General features: G+C 68.7%; 15 protein-coding genes. 4 read left to right on the top strand and 11 right to left on the bottom strand.

The genetic code is table 11. The annotated features are described in order from the left end of the window. Positions 1–2 precede the first annotated feature (2 nt). Together ABD770_RS01535 and ABD770_RS01540 are read left to right on the top strand one after the other, a co-directional pair. On the top strand, positions 3–932 hold the full coding sequence (locus ABD770_RS01535) for a glycosyltransferase family 2 protein (protein WP_344817727.1): 930 nt from the start codon (positions 3–5) through the stop codon (positions 930–932). Continuing rightward, positions 932–2,011 (top strand): glycosyltransferase, encoded by a 1,080-nt coding sequence (locus tag ABD770_RS01540; RefSeq protein WP_344817728.1) that lies wholly within the window; start codon positions 932–934, stop codon positions 2,009–2,011. Before ABD770_RS01535 ends, ABD770_RS01540 begins: the two co-directional genes overlap by 1 nt. Here the strand turns inward: ABD770_RS01540 and ABD770_RS01545 are convergent. The 6 genes from ABD770_RS01545 to rfbA form a co-directional block, all read right to left on the bottom strand. Next, positions 1,991–3,676 (bottom strand): glycosyltransferase family 2 protein, encoded by a 1,686-nt coding sequence (locus ABD770_RS01545; protein WP_344817729.1) that lies wholly within the window; start codon positions 3,674–3,676, stop codon positions 1,991–1,993. The two genes, ABD770_RS01540 and ABD770_RS01545, sit on opposite strands and share 21 nt — an antisense overlap. Then, on the bottom strand, positions 3,673–4,413 hold the full coding sequence (locus ABD770_RS01550; RefSeq protein WP_344817730.1) for an ABC transporter ATP-binding protein: 741 nt from the start codon (positions 4,411–4,413) through the stop codon (positions 3,673–3,675). The genes ABD770_RS01545 and ABD770_RS01550 overlap by 4 nt, the downstream gene beginning before the upstream one ends. A 17-nt stretch (positions 4,414–4,430) precedes the next feature. Beyond that, entirely contained in the window at positions 4,431–5,300 is an 870-nt protein-coding gene (locus ABD770_RS01555) for an ABC transporter permease (protein WP_344817731.1), read from the bottom strand. Between the two features lie 86 nt (positions 5,301–5,386). Further along, positions 5,387–8,743, bottom strand: a complete 3,357-nt coding sequence (locus tag ABD770_RS01560; RefSeq protein ID WP_344817732.1) for a glycosyltransferase — start codon at positions 8,741–8,743, stop codon at positions 5,387–5,389. Positions 8,744–8,849: 106 nt separating this feature from the next. After that, entirely contained in the window at positions 8,850–11,066 is a 2,217-nt protein-coding gene (locus tag ABD770_RS01565) for a hypothetical protein (RefSeq protein WP_344817733.1), read from the bottom strand. Between the two features lie 58 nt (positions 11,067–11,124). After that, a complete protein-coding gene (rfbA, locus tag ABD770_RS01570; protein WP_344817734.1) occupies positions 11,125–11,994 on the bottom strand; it encodes a glucose-1-phosphate thymidylyltransferase RfbA in 870 nt (289 codons plus the stop codon). A gap of 77 nt (positions 11,995–12,071) precedes the next feature. Between rfbA and rfbB the strand changes: the two genes are divergently transcribed. Beyond that, complete coding sequence (gene rfbB / locus ABD770_RS01575; RefSeq protein ID WP_344817735.1) at positions 12,072–13,070, top strand: dTDP-glucose 4,6-dehydratase; 999 nt, start codon at positions 12,072–12,074, stop codon at positions 13,068–13,070. Continuing rightward, complete coding sequence (locus ABD770_RS01580) at positions 13,070–14,476, top strand: sugar nucleotide-binding protein (RefSeq protein WP_344817736.1); 1,407 nt, start codon at positions 13,070–13,072, stop codon at positions 14,474–14,476. Before rfbB ends, ABD770_RS01580 begins: the two co-directional genes overlap by 1 nt. Positions 14,477–14,486: 10 nt before the next feature. On the opposite strand, the gene ABD770_RS01585 is transcribed toward ABD770_RS01580, so the two are convergent. From ABD770_RS01585 to ABD770_RS01605, 5 genes are all read right to left on the bottom strand, one after another. Then, positions 14,487–15,560, bottom strand: a complete 1,074-nt coding sequence (locus ABD770_RS01585; RefSeq protein WP_344817737.1) for a glycosyltransferase — start codon at positions 15,558–15,560, stop codon at positions 14,487–14,489. A 59-nt stretch (positions 15,561–15,619) separates the two neighbouring features. Continuing rightward, positions 15,620–17,074: an LCP family protein gene (locus tag ABD770_RS01590; RefSeq protein WP_344817738.1), complete on the bottom strand. Its 1,455-nt coding sequence runs from the start codon at positions 17,072–17,074 to the stop codon at positions 15,620–15,622. After that, on the bottom strand, positions 17,071–17,538 hold the full coding sequence (gene purE, locus ABD770_RS01595; RefSeq protein WP_344819840.1) for a 5-(carboxyamino)imidazole ribonucleotide mutase: 468 nt from the start codon (positions 17,536–17,538) through the stop codon (positions 17,071–17,073). Before purE ends, ABD770_RS01590 begins: the two co-directional genes overlap by 4 nt. Positions 17,539–17,825: 287 nt before the next feature. Further along, on the bottom strand, positions 17,826–18,950 hold the full coding sequence (locus ABD770_RS01600; RefSeq protein WP_344817739.1) for a 5-(carboxyamino)imidazole ribonucleotide synthase: 1,125 nt from the start codon (positions 18,948–18,950) through the stop codon (positions 17,826–17,828). A gap of 67 nt (positions 18,951–19,017) precedes the next feature. After that, positions 19,018–19,566, bottom strand: a complete 549-nt coding sequence (locus tag ABD770_RS01605) for a PH domain-containing protein (protein WP_425562713.1) — start codon at positions 19,564–19,566, stop codon at positions 19,018–19,020. Positions 19,567–19,616: the final 50 nt, after the last annotated feature.

Below are 19,616 nucleotides of genomic sequence, written 5' to 3' on the forward strand. Positions count from 1 at the left end.
CGATGACAGCCCGAGTCTCGATCGTCACACGCACGAAGGACAGACCGGTCTTCCTGCGCCGCGCCCTGGCGAGCATCACGGGCCAGTCCTTCGAGGACTGGGCGCTGATCATCGTCAATGACGGCGGCGATCCTTCCGAGGTGGCTCAGATCGTCGACGAGCTACCCGACCAGCATCACCGCAGAGTCACGATCATCGATCACGCCGCCCCGCTCGGGCGTTGGGAGGCGGCGAATGCCGGGGTCCGCGTAGCAGACGGCGAATTCCTCATCCTGCACGACGACGACGACAGCTGGGAGCCGTCGTTCCTGGACACGGCGGTCGACTACCTCGACCGGAATCCCGACCGGGAGGGCGTCGTCTCCCGCATCGACATCATCTGGGAGCGTCGCACCGGGGACGCCCTGGAGGTGCTCGGACGCGAGCCGTTCCTACCGGACAGCGTCGCCCCGCTGCTGATGAACCAGCAGCGGTTCAATCAGTTCGTGCCGATCGCCTTCCTCTACCGCAGATCCCTGCACGATGAAATCGGGCTCTACGACGATTCCCTCCCCGTCGTCGGCGACTGGGTGTTCAACACCCGGGTGCTGGAGCGCGGGCCGCTATCCTACCTGCCCGGCCCGCCGCTCGCCCACTGGCATCAGCGCCCCTCCGGCATCCAGGCGGACGGCAACAGCGTCATCGCCGAGAGCGACGCCCACCGGCTCCACGATGCCCTGGTGCGAGACGCCGCGTTCCGCCGTCTCGTCGCAACAGAGGGCTCTGCCGGACCGCTCTACTTCGAGGCCCGGCTGCGCGACACCGAAGAGATGCTCCGCCGGGAGCTGGCCTCGATGCGCCACGATCTGGCGCATCCGCTGCTTCTGGTCTACCGACGGCTGCGGGAGGCCATCCACAGGTTCCGAGGAACTCGTCGCGATAAACTGCGGTGATGCGCAACGGTCCCCACGTCCATGTCTTCCCGGACTGGAAGGACAACCCGTACCTCAACCTACTGAGCCTGGCGCCGACGGCCCAGGGCTTCCAGTTCAGCGGACGCACGACCTATCCGTCGCTGCTGGCCACGCTCCGCGATCTGCGCCGCGACGACACCATGCACTTCCACTGGACGGCACCGATCGTGCAGTCGGCGCCGAGCCGATGGAAGGCACTGCGGCGCGTGCGGACGCTTGCCGCCGAGTTGGACGCCGCGAAGTCGCGCGGAGCGCACGTCATCTGGACGATCCACAATCGGATGCCGCACGAACTGGACCATCCGGAGGCCGAGCGGAAGCTGTACGGCGTCCTCGCCGACGCGGCCGACGTCATCCACATCATGTCTCCGGCGACGGCCGACGTCCTCGCCGACATCGTGCATCTTCCCGAGGACAAGGTGCTGCAGATCCCGCACCCGAGCTATGCCGGGGTCTACGACACCGAGATCACCCGTGCTCAGGCGCGTGAGAGCATGCAGCTGGCCGATAACGAGTACGCCGTGCTGTTCCTCGGCCAGGTTCGCCCGTACAAGGGCATAGACATGCTCCTCGCCGCAACCGCAGGGATCACCCGCGTCGATGGGAAGCGGCCAGTGCTGCTCCTGGCCGGAGCTGCCAGCCCCGAGGCGGTCGCACAGTTCGATGACCTGCGGCCGGACGGCCTGCGGACAGTGACCTCCTTCACCCCCGTCCCGGACGAGGAGATCGCCCGGTGGTATCGCGCCGCTGACGTTGCGGTGTTCCCGTACCGGGCGATCCTGAACTCCGGAAGCGTCCACCTGGCCGCGACGATGCACGTGCCCGTGATCCTCCCCGGGCTCCCGCACCTCACCGAGCAGTTCCGGGAGCAGCGGTGGGTGCGGTTCTTCGACACGGAGCACCCCGTCGATTCCCTCCGCTCGGTTCTGAGTGATCAGGACTTCGACGGCCTCGATGAACTCGACTTCGAACGCTTCACCGCCCCGATCAGCCCGTGGCGGGTCTCGCAGCGGTACGGCGACGTCCTGCGTCGACTGTCATCGACGCAGCGCGCGTAGCCGATCCCTGACGGTGATCAGCGCGCGGCGGGGTGCACGGACCAGCCAGTGGCGTCGGCGCGACAGACGGACCCACCCCTGCTCCTGCTCGTAGAGCACGTTCTCGAGCCTGCGGTACTCGGGCACCGGCGCGTCGACGTGCACGGCGACCGTCCTGCCGTCCGCGAATCTGAGGGCCGGCTGCAGCTCGCGTCCACGGGGCAGGTGGGAGACGCGGAACTCGGCGTCCCAGACCGCACTGTCCTGCCCGCGCCGCCAGTCGACGCGAACGGGATGCACACACCCCTCGCTGCTCCACAGCACCGGTACGACGTCATCGGTCGAGCTGCTGCCGTGCAGCCGGACCGGATCCCCGCCGAAGATCGCGCTGACCGTGCCGCCGGTCTCCGCCCGAACCGCCACCGGGGTCCCACTGCCCAGCTCGGGGATCTCCGCACGCACCTCGTCGCCGAACACCGACACAGCGGCCTCCGCGAGCCGATCCCAGTGTGCTTCGAAGTCACCCGCTCCCGGCCGAATGCCTCCCAGCGTGGCTAGTGCTCCGGTGCGGAGCACTCGCTCCACCTCCGCAAACAGCTCGGGTTCTGCGACCACGCTCTTCAGCAGCGCGGTCCAGGCGTCCATCCGGGTGCCCGCGTCTTCAGCTCGCCATGCGCCGCCATCGACCGTCTGCGCGGCGGCCCGCGCCGCGAGGAATTCGCCCCGGCGCAGCAGGTGCATCGTCATCCGCTTACGCGCATCGATCCACCGGGGCGCCGGTGCGCAGCGTTCCAGCAACTCCTCCAGGAGGGCGACGACCCGGCCGTCGTCGTCGCGCTCGCCGCTCCAGGCGGACAGGAACTTCCGCGCGTGGAAGAACCCGTCCCGGTCGTAGATCAGCGCCGCATACCGCGACTCCAGCTCGGGCTCGCCCACCGACGAGAGCAGGTCGGCGCAGATGGCCTCCTGCGTGAGATAGCTGATGAAGGCCGCAGACGACGGGGCCTTCGCCGTCATCGACGATCCTCCCGGGCGATCGCGGTAGAGGTAGACGACATCCTCGATGACATCGATCGCGGAGGCCTTCACATACGCGGTCGTCATCGGGACGATATCGTTGGAGCGCACGACGTCCGGGAACTCGATGCCGTTGCCGAGCCAGAACGAGCGGTCGAACACCTTGTTCCAGCAGGGTCGGCTGAAGATCATCGTCGGGATCTGCGTCAGCGAGACCCCCTGCGCGGGCTGGGAGAAGGCCGTCATGCTCGCTGTCGGACGCCATGTCGACGCCGGGGAGAACTTGATGTAGTCACCGATCACGACCTGCGATCCCGTCCGCTCCAGCGACGCGACCATCGCACGGTACGCACCATCCGGAACGATGTCGTCACCGTCCGCGAAGGCGAGGTACCGCCCGCGCGCCCAGCGCACGCCCTCGTTCCGCGCCGAGCCGCCGCCGAAGGACTCGGCGCGGACCAGCCGGGCACGCGGGTCACCGGCGATGCACCGTTCCACGACCTCGACCGTGCCGTCGTCGGAGTGATCGTCGACGACGATCACCTCCAGCCCGTCGACATCCTGGCCGAGCACCGAGTACAGCGTCTCGGCGATCCACGGACGGACATTGTGCGTCGGGATGACGATGGACAGCAGCACGCCTTCCTCCGACTGCGGTGACTCGCTCACGCCTTGACCTCCTGCAGCAGGGCCACCGCGTCCCGGATCGGGCCGTCGAAGACCTTATGGCCCTTGTCGATGACGATTCCGCGCTCGCAGAGCTGTTCGACCATCTTCATGTCGTGACTGACGACGAGCATGGTCACGCCCTCTTCAGCGAGCTGTTGGATGCGCGCCTTGCACTTGTCGCGGAAGGGCGCATCGCCGACGGAGAGCACTTCGTCCACTAGCAGTATGTCGAGGTCGACGTGGATCGCCACCGAGAACGCCAGCCGCATGAACATCCCGGAGGAGTAGTGCTTGACCTCCTGGTTGATGAAGTCGCCGATCTCGGAGAACTCCACGATGTCGTCGAACCGTGCATCGGTCTCCTTTCGGCTCATCCCGAGTATCGCGGCGTTCAGATACACGTTCTCGCGACCGCTGAGATCTGGGTGGAACCCGGCCCCGACCTCGATCAGACCCGCGACGCGCCCACGGGTTAGCACCGTCCCCGAATCGGGCTCCAGGACGCCGGAGACGAGCTTCAGCGAGGTCGACTTGCCCGACCCGTTCAGGCCGAGGACGGCGACGGACTCCCCCTCGCCGACCTGGAAGCTGATGTCGTCCAACGCGGTGAACGTCTCGGCGCGCACCTTGCGCCCGCGCAACCAGCCGACGAACGCCTCCTTGAACGAATGCGAGTTCCGCTTCAGGAACCGCTTCGAGACGTGGTCCAGGACGATGCTCGGCGTGCTCTGGGTCAATACTTCGATTCGATTCATCACAGGTCCTGCGCAAAGGTTCGCTCATAGTGGCGGAAGACGAGCTGGCCGATCACCAGTGAGGCCAGTGCCGCGATCGCCGCCGTCAGCATCGACCACCCGAAGTAGTCGGGGACGCCGAGCGGCGTCGCCACCAACGGCGCCCAGATCGCCGTGTGCGAGAGCTCGACGCCGACGGTGAGCGGGTTCGACATGTACACGAACGTCGCCCAGGAGTGATTGTGCAGGGCGTTGGCCATCATCACCCAGGTGTAGAGCACCGGCGAGGTCCAGGTGGAGAACATCTTGATGAGGTCGACGAAGTTCTGCGCATCCCGGTAGCGCACGTTCAGACCGCTGAAGAACAGGCCGAGCCCCAACGCGAAGACCAGCACGAGAAGGATGCCAGCCATAAAACCCGCGAGCCCGCCCACCGTCGGCACCCAGCCGAGAACAAGGCAGACGGCGATGAGGATCGCCAGCTGTGGAAGGAAGTGGATGACCGAGCCGACGATGGCCGCGACCGGGAACAGCTCACGCGGCAGATAGATCTTGCGCACGAGCGCACGATTGTCGACGATCGAGTTGGTCGCGTTGCCGAACGCCTCGTTGAAGAGATTGACGATGACGATGCCGCTGAACAGGTAGATCGCGTACTGCTCGACGCGCTGGTTCTGGAGGATGATCCCCATCACGAAGTAATAGATGACGAACTGCGCGGCGGGCTTCACGTAGGACCAGACCCAGCCCAGGGCGGAGTTCCGGTAGCGCGTCGCCGTCCCCTTGCGGATCAGCACGCCGAGCAGGTACCGCCATCGGACGACATCGACTAGGCCGTTGCCATGCCCCGGACGATCGTACTGGGAGACGTCGACGAACGTTCCTGCCAATTGCGGTCCTCTCACAGCACGGGAAAGCGGCCGACGACGCAGCCACCCCGGCATCTTATCGACCGGACCTGTGTGCTCGATTGCAGTCAGAGCGCGCTTCGCGCACTTCGTGCGCGCATCGCGTCATCGAGCAGAACACGCGCGCGTGCCTGGAAGGAGTGCTCCGCGCGGATCCGCTCGGCGGCGCGGCGCGACTCGGATTCCGACGGCCAGCCCTGAGCCGCCGGGCTCAGCAGTTCACGGAGCTCGTCCTCGCTGGTGTACGTGCGGACCTGTGCGCCGAAGATCTCGGCGAGCCCGTCGATCTCGTCGCTGACGACCCGCACCCCGGAGGCGACGGCGTCGAAGAGCCGATTGGAGACGAAGCCGCCCCGACGCATGTCGTCCCAGTGATCGTTGAGGACCACCCTGGCACGCCGATACGCCTGGGGTAGCGCTTGGTTCGGCATGACCTGCCCTCGGATGAATCTGCGATCGATGTGCTGCTCCCAGCCGTCGTCACCGTAGACTTCCAGGTCCTCGGCGACCCTCGCGGCATCGACCACGACGCGACGGCGTTCGCCGCGCGTGCGCCCGACGAACAGCACACCCTCCCGAGGCGCATCGTCCCGGTCGGAAGGGCGGAAGCGGTCCGGATCGGTGGCCTGCAGCAGCGTCTCGATCCGGATCCCCGCCCGTCGCGCCGTCTCCTCTGCCCAGCGCGGACCGGCGGAATAGACCCGGTCCCACCCGTAGCTGAGTTCGTCGATGGACACCTGATCCGGGTGGGAGATCACCCACATCAGATTCACTGCGGGTGCCAGTGGCGTGAACGCATGGATTCCGCGCAGGACGAGATTCACATCGTCGTACTCCGCGCCGGAGCGCTCCCAGGAGCTGCGACGGTCGATCACCACCTGCTGCCCCAGGCCCCGCAGCGCCGTCGCGAGGTCCTCGGCGAAGAAGGTATCTCCCCACCGGTCCCCCAGCAGCGTCCCCGGGCTCGGGATCTTCAGAGCCCACCGCAGTCGCTCGGGTCGCTCGCTGATCTCCAGCGCCGACTCCCGCGGTGTGACTTGCCAACTCACCTCGCGGAGGATCCCGCCGCGCTGCTCGCCCCGGATGACGCGGTCCAGCCTCAGCGGGGTGCCGTCCAGGATCGCCCGGTCGTCGAGGGACTCCAGGAGCTCCGCGCGCCAGCGCTGCGCGAACCGAACGCGGTTGGGCATCGCGTAGCGGAACCGGCCGGGCGTCCTGCTCTCGAGGTGACGCACTCTCGACTCCGTGACAACCCGGAGGGGGCCCGCAGCCGCACTCTTCAGCTTCAGCGACAGATCGATATCCTCCATGCCGTTGACATACTCCGCGTCGAAACCGCCGACCTCGACGTAGTGCTCCCGACGCACGGCCAGGCACGCACCGGTCAGCGCGGAGAAGTCGTACTCGCCGATCCGCTCAGGCAGGTCGGCGGGGTGGTAGCCGGCCAGAACGTGCGCGGGCATCGAGAGACCACCGCTGAACACCGTCCCCGCCGCCTGAACCGTGCCGTCGGCGAAGGTCAGGACCGGTTGCGCCGCGACCGCACCCTTCAACGCGCCGATCAGCGGGCCGAGCCATCCGGGCTGGACGATGGTGTCGTTGTTGAGGAAGACGAGGTACTCACTCTGCGCCATCCGCGCGCCCAAGTGGCTGCCCGCCGCGAAATCCGCATTGCGCGCCAGCCGCACGTACTGGACGTGGCGATCGCCGAGGAACGCCGATCGCAGGATCGCACCGACGGCGCGCCGCGAGCCGTTGTCGATGACGATCACCCCGGCGTCGCTGGTCGCCCGCACCGCCCGCACCGCCTCGAGAGTCATCCGCCAGTCCTCGAACGTGGGGACGATCACGGTCACCGCGATCCCCTCGGGCAGCGTGCTCTCCGGAACGGAGGAATGGGAGGCCCGTGCACTGTTCGCGCCGGCGCGGTTGGCGTGCGCCTGGGCGTCGTATCCGCGGGCCCAGAAGCGATCGCCTTCGATGACCACCCCGGTTCCTGTCTCTCCCAGACGGTACACGGCATCCGCATTCGCGCCGAAGTCGCGCGCGGGGTCGGGAGTGATCCGACTGGATCTGAAGATGATCCCCGCCGCGTCCAGCCGCGCCCGCCATAGAGCCCCCTGCGGGTCGCCCCAGTCCTGCGGTGCGGCGGGGGTATGCGCTCCCACCCCGGCGGCCTCGGGGTAGCCGTCCAGAGCGCGCGCGGTCGCGATGAGGCCGTCGTCCTTCCAGACCTGACCGGGCCGCCACAGCGTCCAAGCCTCGTGCGCCCCGTCCTGGATGACCCGAACCGCAACGGCGCCGAACGGCTCACCTACCGAGCAGGAGACCACCTGCACCCGTTCCTCGTCCTCGAACCGCACTGCCAATGGCGGCTCATGCCCGTCGGCCGCGTCCGAGACGATGTAAATGGTGCGGCCATCGGTCCGCTGCGACCGGGCGAGCCGATGAAGGTCGGCGATGTTCGCCTCGGTGGCCAGATGGCGTGCGTCCACGATGACGGCGACGTCAACCCCCTTCCGCCCGCGAAGCGGGGCCCGACGCGGCGGCGCGGTCATCGGCTTGACGGGGAAGGAATCCGCAACAACGTTCCTCGCCTCGCCCCAGGTGACGGCGGCGGGTCGTGCGCCCGACATGAGCGCGTCCGCCGGCTCATTCAGGATCTCCTCGAGCCGGAGCGGTCGTCCATCCGCCCCGTCCCCCAGCGGCGACGTACTCGTCTGCTCACCCTGATCCACGTACCACAGGAGCTGGTTGACCGGCCGGACGCCCCGCTGCTGCGCGGCATCATGCGCAGCATGCCACTCCGGCTCGAACGCCCAGTTCGGAATGGCGCCGGAGCGCTCGCCGACCACGAGATAGTCGTCCAGAGCGGCATGCCATGTCAGGAAGGGGCGTGGTCGCTGCCTCCCGTAGAAGTCCTGGTCCAGGAAGCCGGCGTCGCGGAGGCGCTCCGCGACGCCCTGCGTCGAGGCAAAGAACTCGCGCGCCTGCGCCCACGTGCTCCCGCCTCTCAGCGGCACGGCGTCGATCGTTGCGGCATCCTGCCGCAGGAGCAGCGCGATGTCGTCGGCGGCGCCCACCATTCCGGTCTTCGACAGCTCCTCGCCGTCGATCAGCGGGCCCGCTCCCCCGAGCTCTGCATGGGCCTCGGCAGTCGACGCGAACTCCCGCAGCGCATCACGAAGCGTGACGGCAGCATCCATCGACGAGCGCACCATCGCGAAGTCGAGGAAGGGGTGCGGGACGACGCCGCTACGCCATCCGTCCGCCAGATAGTGCTCGGCAGCCTCACGGTCGTCCGCGAAACGGATCCCGAGCACGGCGCCGTAGTACTCCCGAGCGACGATCCTCTCCGGATGCAGCAGCGGCAGTTCGACTTCATCAGGTTCGGGACCGCGTGACCGGTGCTTCCAGAGCCTCATCGATGCGTCTCCAATTTCTCAGCGGGACACCGCAGGTCCTCGCCTGTTCAGCCCCTGCCATGCTATTGGACACCGCGCGCCGCCATCGGCGGACACGGATATCAGCTCACCCGACGCCGAGCGCCTGACAGGTCTCGGGCGCAAGTTCAGTCGCCGGTGCCGTCGGAGACGCGTCGTCGCGCGCGAAAGCGCCGCCAGAGGCCTGATAGCGGATACCGGAGCAGACGACGCGGGTGAGCACGTCTCCACCGCGCGGGAACGCCGAGAGCACGGTGGGATCCTCCACGGAGACCGTGCGCCCGAGGCCGAACGCCACCGAGGTCTCCCAGTCCGGCAGGTGAAGCAGCTGCACGCGGCCGTCCACGAGCCAGACCTCCTCGGTACCGTCCGCTCTGACCAGGGTGCCCGGCGAAGTGTACGCCGCACCGGTGACGAACGCGGTCGCCGTTCCCGCGCTCAGCTCCATGATCGGCGGGTAGTAGCCGCCGTTGAGCGCACGCACCTGATCGGTCGTGGCGACGTGCCTGGTAACGCCCCCCGCGACGTGGAGGACGGCATCCGTCCCGGCGAAGCGGACGAACAGCTGGGAGATGGTCGGAGTCGTCTCCAGGCGGAGCCGCGCACACGCGGAGGCGTCGAGACTCGTCTCTGCGATCCCCGTCGTGTTGCCGCTGCTGAGACGACGCATCCCCGTCCCAGACGGCGCGTAGAACACGCCCGCGCACTGCACGACAGGCTGAAGTTCCCCGCCCGAGTAATGGTCGAGCGCCGCGGCCGGGACCGTGATCTTGGTCCGCGGCAGCCCCATGTCCTTGATCAGGTCCCAGGTCGGCACATGCAGCGTCCGCCCGTCCTGAGTGGCCAGGTAGACCTTGTCCGATCCCGATGAGCTGACGAACTGACCCGGCGCGAACTGCACGCGCGGCCGAACAGTGAACGACTTCTGCTGTGCGGGTGCCATCACGGCGGCGAAGGGGAGCACCCCGTCATTCGCCGCCGTCGCGGCGGCGTCGTCGTAGAGGGGAACGAGCGTTCGACCCTCGATCTGGTGGATCGTCCCACCGGCAGCAAGCCGTGCGAACCGCGAGATCTCCGGACCACTGCCGATTCTCCGGAAGTCTGAATCTGACATTTCGACGCGCGCATAGCAGTTCGCCCCCCAGGCGACGATCAGCTCACAAGAACTGAAGCGATGCGTCTTCCCCTCGGTGAAATAGGCGATCTCACCAGTTCGGGAGTTTCGCACAAGTCGCGAGGTGTCCCCACCATCGGCGTACGAGGACACCGATGCGACGATCTTCGGATCCCCGAACTTCGCACGGTACTCCGACCAGTCCTCAGGCGTGATGTGGTAGCGGGTGCCCTGGGAGATGTAGAAGATGTCGACACCGACCTTAAGGACGAGTGGTGCCGAGCCGCTCGGAGCCGGTACCGTCGCCTGCGTCGACCCGAACCAGTCGGTGAAGTAGTTGTAGAAGTTGCGGTTGCCGTAGCTGGAGCATGCGTCTCCCGTGCCGTATCCGGCACGCAGCGCCGCGGCATTGGGCTGGTACGGCGTGTAGTAGTACAGCGCCGAGGTCGCCTTGTTGGCGACGAGAACGGGCGAGGTTCCGCAGTCCCGGTTCGGGTGGTACAGGATGTTCCATGTCTTCCCCGGGGCGTACCAGGTGAAGTACTTGCCCTCCAGGTAGGTCTGCATCTGGCGGGCGGCGCCGTAGATCTGGTGGAAGAAACCGACGTACGCGGGGTTGCACGGGGCGTCATCGGGGCAGCCCTGACCGAGCGCCTTGTCATACCGCCATGCGCTGGGCCAGGTGTGGGTGACGAGGCTCTGCTCCTTCTGCAGCATCACGATCAGCACCTGCGGGTTGATGCCGCACGACTGCGCCACCCGATGGATGATCCGCGCCGCGCTCTCGCCCTTCGCCCCGGTGTAGCCCTTGCAGTACGCGTCCGCGGGACGGTTCACCGAGTCGGTGCGGTAGTCCTTCAGACAGATGATCGGACCCCACTGGTCGCTGCCGCCGAGGCAGGTCTTCACCTTCGAGTCGAAGAACGCCTGGATCTGCGCCTCGGTCATCGTCGACGTGTTCGTGAAGACGGCGTCGCTGATGATGTTGCCCGCTGAGAAGCCCTCCAGCGAGGTCTTCACGGGACCGCCTGCGACCGTCGACACCGCCGATGTCGACGCGGCCGTCACCGGCGAAGCGGATGCAGCAGCCGGCGCGACGGTCACGAAGACCATCGCCACGGCGGCGGCCAGCGCGCTCAGAAGACGGACCGCGTGAGACGCGCGCGCGCCGACGCTACCACGAGAATGCATGTGACCAGTGTGGCGGAAGTTGCAGAATGATGCTACTGCGACTCACCTGGCGACGCTGTCAGCGGCCTCTCTCGAGCACTTTGAGCAGGTACGCACCGTATCCGCTCTTGTGCAGGGACTCGGCCCGCAGGCGAAGCGCATCGTCGTCCAGATAGCCCATCCGCCACGCGACCTCCTCCGGGCAGCCGATCGACAGTCCCTGCCGCTTCTGAACGGTGCGGATGAAGTCGGTCGCCTCGGCGAGCGAGTCGAACGTGCCGGTGTCCAGCCAGGCCGTGCCCCGAGTGAGCAGCTGCACGGTGAGCCTGCCCCGCTCGAGATACGTACGGTTCACATCGGTGATCTCGAGCTCCCCTCTCGGTGATGGCTCGAGCGACTTGGCGATCTCGACCACGTCGTTGTCGTAGAAGTACAGCCCGGGCACGGCGTAGTTGCTCTTCGGATGCGCGGGCTTCTCCTCGAGGGAGACGACCCGCCCGTCCGCGTCGAATTCCACGACGCCGTAGGCCGTGGGATCGTCGACCCAGTATCCGAAGACCACCCCGCCATCGACATCCGTGTACTGCCGCAGCCGGGTGCCCATCCCCTGCCCGTAGAAGATGTTGTCGCCCAGGATGAGCGCCACAGCATCCGAGCCGATGTGCTCCTCCCCGAGGATGAAGGCCTGAGCCAGGCCGTCCGGAGCGGGCTGGACGCGGTAGGTGATCGACACGCCGAAACGCGAGCCGTCGCCCAGCAGATGCTCGAACGCCTCCCGATCATGCGGCGTGGTGATCATCATGATGTCCCGGATCCCCGCGAGGATCAGAGTCGACAGCGGGTAGTAGATCATCGGCTTGTCGTACACCGGAACGAGCTGCTTGGAGACGCCCAGGGTGATCGGATGCAGACGAGAGCCGGTTCCCCCGGCGAGGATGATGCCGCGCATGTCCTCCAGTCTCCCCGATCCCGGACGTCCGTCCCGACATTCGAACGACGCCGAACGCACCGCACTACCCTGAGACCATGCAGAGACTGCTCGTCACCGGCGGTGCCGGATTCATCGGTTCGAACTTCGTGCACCATGTCGTGGGCAGCACCGACGCCCACGTCACCGTGCTGGACAAGCTCACCTACGCCGGCAACCGGGCCTCTCTCGCGGACCTCCCCTCCGATCGCGTCGAGCTCGTCGAGGGCGACATCGCCGATGCCGCGCTCGTCGACGAACTGTTCGCGGACGTGGACGCGGTCGTCCACTACGCGGCCGAGTCGCACAACGACAACTCGCTGCACGACCCCAGCCCGTTCCTGCACTCGAACATCATCGGCACTTACACGCTGCTGGAGGCGGCTCGCCGGCACGACCGCCGGTTCCACCACATCTCCACGGATGAGGTCTACGGCGACCTGGAACTGGACGACTCGAACCGCTTCACGGAGACCACCCCCTACAACCCGTCGTCGCCGTACTCCGCCACCAAGGCCGGCAGCGACCTGCTCGTGCGCGCCTGGGTGCGCTCGTTCGGCGTGCGGGCGACGATCTCGAACTGCTCGAACAACTACGGCCCGTACCAGCACGTGGAGAAGTTCATCCCACGCCAGATCACCAACATCCTGCGGGGAATCCGTCCGAAGCTCTACGGAGCCGGCCGGAACGTGCGCGACTGGATCCACGCCGAGGACCACTCCTCGGCCGTGCTGGCGATCCTCGAGCGAGGCAGGATCGGCGAAACCTACCTCATCGGAGCCGACGGCGAGAAGGACAACAGGACGGTGGTGGAGATGATCCTCACCCGGATGGGCCTGCCCGCCGACGCCTACGACCATGTCACCGACCGTGCCGGCCACGACCTGAGGTACGCGATCGACAGCACCAAGCTCCGTGAGGAGCTCGGCTGGCGGCCTCGCTACGCCGACTTCGAGGCGGGGCTCGCAGCGACTATCGACTGGTACCGCGACAACGAGGAGTGGTGGGCGCCCGCGAAGGACGCGACGGAGTCGTTCTACGCGTCGAAGGGCCAGTGATGACGGAGTACGGCAAGCGGCTGTCCGTCAGCACCACCGCGATCCCGGGCCTGCTCCTCGCCGAACTGCCCGTGCACGGTGACTCCCGCGGATGGTTCAAGGAGAACTGGCAGCGCGAGAAGATGACGGCGGCGGGGCTCCCGGACTTCGGGCCCGTGCAGAACAACATCTCGTTCAACGACGCGGTGGGCACCACGCGCGGCATCCACGCCGAGCCCTGGGACAAGTGGGTGTCCGTCGCCACCGGCCGGATCTTCGGCGCCTGGGTCGATCTGCGCGAGGGCGACACGTTCGGGGCCGTGTTCACCGCCGAGCTGGACCCCTCACGCGCGGTCTTCGTCCCCCGGGGCGTCGGCAACTCGTACCAGACCCTCGAGGCCGACACCGCCTACGCCTACCTCGTCAACGACCACTGGTCGGCCGACGCCGAGTACTCGTTCCTCAATCTGGCGGACGAGACCGCCGCGATCGACTGGCCGATCCCCCTCGCCGAGGCGGAGATCTCCGCGAACGACCTGGCCCACCCCCGACTGGCGGATGTCACTCCCGTCGCCCCGAAGAAGACCCTCGTCATCGGCGCGGGAGGCCAGCTCGGTCGGGCGCTGCGCGCATCGTACGGCGAGCACGCGCACATCGAGTACGCCGACCGCGACGCCCTCGACCTGGCCGACCCGGACTTCGGCACCGGGCGCCGCTGGCGCGACTACGACGTCATCATCAACGCGGCCGCGTACACCGCCGTCGACCTCGCGGAGACTCCGGAGGGTCGCACCGCCGCCTGGGCCGTGAACGTCACCGGCGTCACGGAGCTCGCCCGCATCGCGACGGCCAACGGCATCACTCTCGTCCACCTCTCCAGCGACTACGTGTTCGACGGCTCCTCCTCCGAGCCGCACACCGAGCAGGAGCCGGTGCGCCCGCTGGGCGTGTACGGGCAGACCAAGGCCGCCGGCGACGCCGTCGTCAGCACCGTCCCCCGGCACTACATCGTGCGGACCTCCTGGGTGATCGGAGAGGGGAAGAACTTCGTGCGCACCATGGCCTCCCTCGCCGAACGCGGGGTCGATCCCGTCGTCGTCGACGATCAGATCGGCCGACTCACCTTCACCGACGACCTGGCGCGCGGCATCCGTCACCTGCTGGAGCACCGGGCGCCGTACGGCACCTACAACCTCTCCGGGGCCGGGGAGCCGATGTCGTGGGCACAGCTCGCCCGGCACGTCTACCGCCTCACCGGTCACGACCCGGAGCGGGTGACGCCGACCTCGACGGATGCGTACCACGCCACCGTCACAACCCCTGTCGCACCGCGCCCGCGCAACAGCGTGCTGGACCTGACGAGGATCCGCGCCACGGGCTTCGCACCCGCCGACCACCTCTCGAGCCTGCAGCGCTACCTCGCCTGACTCGCGGAGCTCACAGGTCGGCGTGCAGCGCCCAGAGCCGTTCGGCGCTGCTGGCCCAGGAGAACGCCCTGGCGCGATCCGATGCCAGAACCCGCATCCGTCGCGCCCCGGTCCCGAGGGCGTCGAGAAGAGCATCCGGAACGTCCTCGACGGCGACGACGGCCCCGCCGTCGGCGATCACATCGTGATGCACACCGGATTCCACGGCCACCAGCGGCACCGACAGCGACATGGCCTCCACCGCGCGCCATGGCCAGGCCGAGTCGGTCGAGGTCGCGACGACCGCCTGCGCACCGCCCAGCACCGCGGCGCGGTCGGCGGTGCCCAACAGACCCCGCACGTGCACGCGCCGCTCCGGCAGCCCGGCGGCCGACGCCGCATCCGCAAGCGCCGGCTCGGCGCCCTCCGCCGCGTCCAGCACGACGACATCGGCATCCGCACGCGCAGCGGCGCGGAACCCCGACATGAACGACTCCCCCTCGCCGGTGATCACGACGTACTCCTCGGGGACCTGCAGGCCCACCCGCCGCGACGCGGCGTCCTCCGGCACGATGAATCCGTCCGGCGCGGCACCGGCGATGACCCGGATGCGATCGCCCAGCCGGGCGACGTCCGCGAGCTTCTGCGCCATCGCATGGGCGGGCACCACCACGGCGTCGGCGTGCTTGACCGCGCGCTTGAGCATGGCGCGGTGCCAGAGCACCTGCGCCTTCGGCAGCGACTCCGGCCGTTCCCATGCGTTCAGGTCCCACAGCGTGAGGGTCACCTGGTGATTGTCATTCGCGCGATCGTGCCGCACCAGCGGTGCCATCAGGCCGGGGGCGTGGATGAGTCCGCCCCCCGCACCGGACGCGATGCCCATCCGCCACGCCGTGGCCAGCTCGGGTCGCGCGAGCGCGAGCGCGCGGACGTCCCGCACTCCGGCCACCGGCACCTCCCCGCCCCGTGGCACGAGCGCCGAGACCTCGCATCCGCGCGGCGCGGTGGCGACCAGCCCCGCCGTCAGAGAGAGTGCCGCCTGCGCCTGATCCGCATCGACGACCTGCGAGATCTGATCCAGCACGACCCGCAACTGCACACTCATGCACCCAGCGTAGGCGCGCCCGCCGCGGATGCCCGCAGGCGGGGCCGTCACCGGTCCGGTCAGCCCGCCGGGGTCTCCTCCACCGGCGGGTGCAGCGCATCCCGCACCATCTTCCGGATCAGCTCGTAATCGGGAGTCTTCTCCGCGATGCCGTTCTCCGGGGTGAGCTCGATGCGCGTCACCGGCTGCTCCTTGGCCTTCATCATGAGGTCGAAGAACTCCGGCAGCTTGCCCCGGGGCAGATCCGTGCTGGCCAGCTCCGCCCCGGCATCGGCCACCGCGCTGAACCGGGTCAGCACGTTCTCGGGCGTGAACTGCGCGAGGATGGCCTCCTGCAGCTGACGCTGCCTCTTCATGCGGTCGTAGTCACTGGTCGTGTAACGCGAACGCGCATACCACTGGGCGGTGTCGCCGTTCATGCGCTGCCGCCCGGGCTCGATCCACCCGATCGCCCAGCTGTCGACATCGTGCGCGCCGGAACCGGGCGGCGGGCCGCCCTTCGGCAGCCGCTCGGCGACGTCGATCTCCACTCCGCCCAGGGCGTCGACGAGGTCGGCGAAGCCGTTCATGTCGAGGAAGACGTAGTAGGGGATCTCGATCCCCAGCACGCCCTCGGCGGCGTCCTTGGTGGCCTCGATCCCGGGTGCGGAGCCGTGCGCGGCGGCATCCGGGTACAGACCCGAGCCGCGATCCGGCCGGCACACCTCCGCGGCGTTGCGCACCTGGTTCATCCACGCCTCCCAGCCGCAGGTGCTGTCGGCGTGGGATCGGAAGCCCTCGGGATACTCCGCCAGCATGGGGCTGCCCTCGCTGAACGGCGGATGCGGAAGCTCGCGCGGGATGCCGGTGATCGTCACCGCACCCGTGTCGGCGTTGATCGACGCGACCGAGATGCTGTCGAAGCGCATGGAGTCCCGGCCGTCGCCGCTGTCGGCGCCCAGCAGCAGGATGTTGTAGTAGCCGTCGCTGGGGGCCACGCTCAGCCCGCCGCCGGCGAAGATGTCACTGAGCGCACCGCGTCCGGATGCGGCCGCGTTCGAGGCGACCACGGCCCCGGCGGCGAGAAGCGCGAGCACCAGCAGGGAGGCGATCGGCGCCGTCCAGCGCGTGATGGCCGGCAGCTTGACCAGTCGCACGAGTCGCAGCGCGTCGACCGTGAGCACCGTCCACAGCACGGCGCAGCCCAGCAGCACCACCTGAACGAGCGTCAGCATGAGCCACGACAGCGGCCCTGTCACGAGCCAGATGACCGCGCCTCGCGCGAACAGGGCCAGGCCCGCCAGGACGATGAGCACCGCCCAGCCCGCCAGGGTGGCCCCGAGGCCGAACCTGCCCAGCCGACGGTTTCCCGCGAGGATCTGCGCAGATCCCGGAATGAGCGCGTTCAGCACGAGCAGCCACCACGCGCGTCTGCCCATGGACGGCCTGTCGCGCTGATCCGGATGCCGGAGCGGATGCGTTTCGATGAGCGGACGCGCGCGCTCCGGCGAGACGCGCGGAGCCGCCAGCGTCACAGCGAGTCCTTCAGCCGCCGGTTCTTCTGCTCGACCTGGCCCTCGAGATCGTGGGCGTACGCCTCGATGCGGTCCGCCAGCGGCGCATCCGCCGTGCCGAGGATGCGGGCGGCGAGGATGCCGGCATTGCGCGCCCCGCCGATGGACACCGTCGCGACGGGGATGCCCGCGGGCATCTGCACGATCGACAGCAGCGAGTCCATGCCGTCCAGGTACGCCAGCGGCACGGGCACGCCGATCACCGGCAGCGCCGTCATCGACGCGAGCATCCCGGGCAGGTGCGCGGCGCCGCCGGCACCGGCGATGATCACACGGATGCCGCGGCCGCGGGCCTCCCGCGCGTACGCCATGAGCTTGTCGGGGGTGCGATGCGCGGAGACGACCTCCACCTCGTGCGGGATGCCGAAGTCCGTGAGCGCCTGCGAGGCGTCCCCCATGACCCGCCAGTCCGAGTCGGAGCCCATGACGACACCGACGAGGGGCGAGTTCGAGGAGTGCAGCGGCTCAGTCACCTTGACAGGCTACGGGGCGCCGCTGGGAGAACCGCGCAGCGGCACGCCTCCCGGCCGCGGACAGGGCCTGCACGCGGCCGGGAGGTCCGTGCGTCCACCGCCGGCGGTCATCCGGAAGCGGTCATCCGGAAGCGGTCATCCGGAACAGGAGATTCGGCCGGGACAGGACGATATCGCGCAGAATCTCCTGTTCCCGGTGAATCTCCTGTTCCCGGTGAAACAGAGCGCCGCTCCGAGACTCAGAGGAAGCGCGCGGCGGCGGCCCTGGCGACGTACACGACATCGTCGAGATCGGCGCCGGCCACGTTCACATGCCCCACCTTCCGCCCCGGCCGCGGCGACTTGCCGTAGGTGTGGATCTTCGCCGACGGATGCGCGGTCATCGCCTGCGCGAGCCGGTCCTCCAGCGCGCCGTCGGCCGGACCGCCGAGGATGTTGATCATCACGGTCCAGTCCTCGCGCGGCTCGGTGCCGCCCAGCGGCAGGTCGGCGACGGCACGCAGGTGCTGCTCGAACTGCCCGGTCACGGCGCCGTCCTGGCTCCAGTGCCCGCTGTTGTGCGGGCGCATGGCGAGCTCGTTGACGAGGATGCGCTCGTCATCGGTCTCGAACAGCTCCACGGCCAGCATCCCGGTCACCCCCACGCCCTCGGCGATCGTGCGCCCGATCCCCTCGGCGAGCTCCGCGAGTCGGCCGCCGACGCCCGGTGCGGGGGCGATGACCTCGGCGCACACGCCGTCGCGCTGGACGGTCTCCACCACGGGGTACGCGACCATCTCCCCACTGTGCCTGCGCGCCACCTGCTGGGCCAGCTCGCGGGTGAACGGCACGAGCTCCTCGGCCAGCAGCGCGTCGCCGTCGGCGAGCGCGGCGAACCAGTCGGCGGCCTCATCGCCGCCGTGCACCACACGGACGCCCTTGCCGTCGTACCCGCCGCGCGGGGTCTTGACGACCGCGCCGCCGCCGTGATCGTCCACGAACCGCTGCAGCTGGTCGGCATCCCGCACGGCCGCCCAGTCCGGCTGGGGGACGCCGAGCTCGGTCAGGCGCGCGCGCATGACGAGCTTGTCCTGGGCGTACTGCAGCGCATCCGGGCCCGGATGCACCTGCACGCCGTCGGCGACGAGGGCGCGCAGCACCCGCTGCGGCACGTGCTCGTGGTCGAAGGTGACGACGTCGACGTCGCGCGCGAAGGCGCGCACGGTCTCCAGGTCGCGGTAATCGCCCACCGCCGTGGCGGCCAGCCGCGCGGACATCCCGTCCGCCTCGGCGAGCACGCGCAGATCCAGGCCGAGCTCCACCGCCGGCGCAATCATCATCCTCGCCAGCTGTCCCCCGCCGATCACTCCCACGCGCACCGTCATCCGCCGTCCTCTCGTCGCAGACCATTCTTCCGCATCCGTGAGGACCGCGAAGCCGTGCGAACAGTGCTCAATCGGCGGCGGCCGGCCCGGCCTGCGCGTCCCGATGGGCGAGGATCTGGTTGACCTCGACCTGGTCGGCCAGCACGGCGTGCACGAGGTTGACGCTGGGCACGTTCACCAGGCGCAGCGGTGCGTCCGCACCGCTGCTGAGGGTGATGGTCCCCGCCCCCCACATCCGCTGGATGGGGCCACGGCGCACGGCGATGGCGTAGCCACGGGTGTGCGAGAGCTCGCGGCTGCGGCGGGCGCCGAGACCGGCGCGGGCGATCACGCGACGGGTGGTGATGGTGTACGAGCGCGACAGCCACACGAGGAACGGGATGATCACCAGCAGCACGACGATTGCGCCTGCAGCCGCCAGCAGCATCCAGTCCTCGAACGGCGACGGCAGGTTCCCGTACAGGTACGCGGTGGCGCCGCAGACGCCGATCAGCACGAGCGCCGACCAGATCAGCCGCCGCGCATGACCGCGGAACCTCGCGACCAGCAGCTCCTCGACGGGCACACCGGGAGGCGGCATCAGGGGCCGTCCTCCGAGCGTCACGGGCTGGGTCACCCCTCCATTGTGCCCATGGCGCTGAAGGGCACGCTCAGGGCGTCCGGGCG

The organism is Microbacterium soli, from assembly GCF_039539005.1.
GTDB classification, from domain to species: Bacteria; Actinomycetota; Actinomycetes; order Actinomycetales; family Microbacteriaceae; genus Microbacterium; species Microbacterium soli.